Annotated in this window: 4 protein-coding genes; 1 reads left to right on the forward strand and 3 read right to left on the reverse strand. The window is 33.4% G+C overall.

Annotated elements, in window-relative coordinates:
- The 3 genes from ACKVOD_RS02565 to ACKVOD_RS02575 form a co-directional block, all read right to left on the reverse strand.
- On the reverse strand, nucleotides 1-671 hold a 671-nt coding region (locus ACKVOD_RS02565), incomplete at its 3' end, for a pyridoxal phosphate-dependent aminotransferase (RefSeq protein ID WP_409207919.1).
- Entirely contained in the window at nucleotides 668-1,504 is an 837-nt protein-coding gene (locus ACKVOD_RS02570) for a prephenate dehydratase (protein WP_409207922.1), read from the reverse strand. The genes ACKVOD_RS02570 and ACKVOD_RS02565, both read right to left, overlap by 4 nt.
- A gap of 412 nt (nucleotides 1,505-1,916) precedes the next feature.
- Entirely contained in the window at nucleotides 1,917-2,504 is a 588-nt protein-coding gene (locus ACKVOD_RS02575; RefSeq protein ID WP_409207920.1) for an outer membrane beta-barrel protein, read from the reverse strand.
- A 188-nt stretch (nucleotides 2,505-2,692) separates the two neighbouring features.
- Here ACKVOD_RS02575 and ACKVOD_RS02580 point away from each other — a divergent pair.
- On the forward strand, nucleotides 2,693-3,137 hold a 445-nt coding region (locus ACKVOD_RS02580), incomplete at its 3' end, for an ATP-binding cassette domain-containing protein (RefSeq protein WP_409207921.1).

Here is a 3,137-nt window from a genome sequence, read left to right on the forward strand (position 1 = left end):
CCTTCTACTTGCAACAAACTCATTGGATTATCATTCAAAACAAAACTATATGGATTGTCATTGATTAATAATATGTTATGTTTATTGGCGAAAGCCACTAATTTTCCGAACAATTCTAAACTTCCTCTCGCCCCTGTTGGCATGTGCGGATACCCCATCCACATTATTTTCACTTTCGATAAATCTAATTTTTCTAAAGCATCAAAATCAGGTTCCCAATTATTCGCTTCTTTTAAATCATAATAAACTGGAACTGCACCAACCAAATTCGTCACCGAAGTGTAAGTCGGATATCCTGGATTTGGAATCAGAACATGGTCGCCTTCGTTCAAAAACGCCAACGAAATATGCATAATTCCTTCTTTGGAACCCATCAACGGTAAGATTTCATTAGCTGGATTCAACGAAACTCCATAGTTATTTTGATAAAAATCAACCATTGCCTGTCGCAATTCTGGCAAACCCTGATAACTCTGATATTGATGCGCATTTTCCTCTTGCATTGCCAATGAAACTGCATCGATAACCGCTTGTGAAGGTTTTAAATCGGGACTTCCAATTCCCATATTAATGATGGGTTTACCTTCGGCAGCCAGTTGTCTTACTTCCCTCAGTTTTGAGGAGAAATAGTATTCTTCAATTATATCTAAACGCTTTGCTGTTGTAATCATGGTCTAGTGTTTTTATATTCGCCTAAAACTTTGAAGTATTCTGCCATTATGGTCATTAATGCTTTGGCTTTGGCATAATCTTCGTAGTTGGAGAAAGTAACGTCAACAAAAAACGAATATTTCCAAGGCGTTTCTATTTTTGGCAAGGATTGTATTTTGGTTAAATTCAATTTACAATCGCTCATTACGTTGAGAACTGCAGCTAAACTTCCGCGCTTATGGTCTAATTCGAATTTGATAGAAGCTCTATTGATTTCGTTTTCTTCAACAAATTTCTCTTCTTTGTTGATAATGACAAAACGGGTCATATTATTGTTAATTGTTTGGATTTCTGGTGCCAAAATCTCCAAATTATACATTTCAGAAGCTGTTTTACTGGCAATCGCAGCAATTCCTTTCAACTGTTTTTCGTGAATTCTTTTTGCGGTTTCGGCAGTATCTTTGTCCTCAACAATTTTTATACTTGGATATTTTTTCAAGAACTCCATACATTGCAACAAAGCCATCGGATGCGAATGCACTTCGAGAATATCTTCTATTTTCTGGCCTTTCAAAGCCATTAAATTTTGATGAATATCTAAATAATGCTCTCCAATAATATGTAAATTATTCTTATCTATCAAAGCATAATTAGGTATAATAGGCCCTGCTATAGAATTTTCAATAGCCATTACTGCTTGATCTGATTTTCCAGACAATAAGCTGTCTACCAACTCTTCAAAAGATAAACATTCATCCACTGCTACATCATAACCAAAATACTCTTGTGCCACTTGATGGTGAAAAGAACCTTTAATCCCTTGTATTGCAATCCTCACCCCAGCCCTCTCCATAGGAGAGGGAGAAGTTAAGGAAGGCTTTTGTTCGCTAGATGTACTCATTTATATTCAAAAAAAAATCCTGATTTTCATCAGGATTGTATATTAGTTTTATTTGTTTCTTATATTTCAAATAACCATAGACAATCCTTACTTCCTAAAAAAGAAATAATAAGTGTTGCTAAAATAAAAACGGTTATTTGACATTTTATGTTGCATTTCCTAAATTCTTTGCGAATATATAGATAATTTTTAGTTAACCAAAATAATAATTGTTTTTATTGCATAAAAAGAAAAATTGTCTTGAAAATTCATTTTTCGTTAAAAAAAAATTAAAAATAAAGCCATAAAATAATAATTAGTAAATAATAGCACAAAAGACTTCAAAGTAATAATCTTCCAACTTTATTTGTATGAAGTAAAAATTTTAGAAGTTTTTTGAAATCCCGACGCTAACTGCTTGCCCAAAACTAAAATTAAAACTTTTTGTATCATTGCCATTATTGGTAGTGTTATTTAAAGTGTTGTATCCCAAACCTCCAATATTAAAGTTCAAACCAAATCCTTTATTAATATTCAAAAATAAAGCTGGAGTTATACCCAAATAAAATCCATTTGCTTTGTTTGTAATGGTTGACGGATTAAACCCTCCGGTAAAATATGTTTGATCTGCATTATGGTAACCAGTAGCCAAGTCGGCATAAACAGAAAAAAATCCTCCGATTGGTTTAGAATAGCGAATGAAACCACCCACAGAAAAACTTTTTGAACTGTTATCTCCTAGGGTGAACGTGCTTTTTGAATTTGAAATGGAAGATTCTACACCCACAGTCCAGTTGTCGTTGTACTGATAACCTACTTTTGGAGAGAAATTATAGTAATTATAGTCTTGACCTCCAGAATTTCCTGATTTTTGGGAAGAATAACCCACATTTCCAGAAACTAAAACGGTACCTTTTTGAGCATTTGCAAAGCTAAACATAGCCAAAGCAAGAATTAGTAATGATTTTTTCATTTTTAAATTGTTTTAAATTTAATATAGTTATAACAAGAACAATGCCGCTTTTCTTACAATACTAATTTTGCCAATACGTTAATTAATAGTAGTCTGACTGTTAGTTTATTGCAAAATACAATATAAAATTTTAGCGTTTGGATTTGTACTATTCATTTTCTGTTTACTTTTGCTACAAATAAATAACAATGTCAATAGAAGTAAATAACATATCGAAAAGTTATGGTGCCCAAAAAGCATTAGATAACATTTCATTTACGGTTCAAAAAGGAGAAATCGTAGGTTTCTTGGGTCCAAATGGTGCCGGAAAATCAACTTTAATGAAAATATTGACCACCTATATCGCTTCAGATGAAGGTTCTGCAGCCGTAAACGGGTTTGATGTTATTACCCAAGCTAAAGCCGTTCAACAATCTATTGGCTATTTGCCGGAACATAATCCGTTGTATTTGGATTTGTATGTGCGTGAATATTTGGCCTTCAATGCTGATGTTTATAAAGTAGCCAAATCTCGAATTGAAGAAGTGATTCAGCTTACGGGTTTATCGAATGAAAGCCACAAGAAAATAGGACAATTATCCAAAGGGTATCGCCAACGCGTGGGATTGGCAACAGCGTTATTACACAATCCCG

This window comes from Flavobacterium sp. (genome assembly GCF_046155325.1).
GTDB lineage: Bacteria > Bacteroidota > Bacteroidia > Flavobacteriales > Flavobacteriaceae > Flavobacterium.

Bases quoted from the DNA above. Each gene is read 5' to 3' on its own strand.
- ACKVOD_RS02570 (WP_409207922.1), bottom strand. From the start codon at position 1,504: ATGGAGAGGGCTGGGGTGAGGATTGCAATACAAGGGATTAAAGGTTCT.
- ACKVOD_RS02575 (WP_409207920.1), bottom strand. From the start codon at position 2,504: ATGAAAAAATCATTACTAATTCTTGCTTTGGCTATGTTTAGCTTTGCA.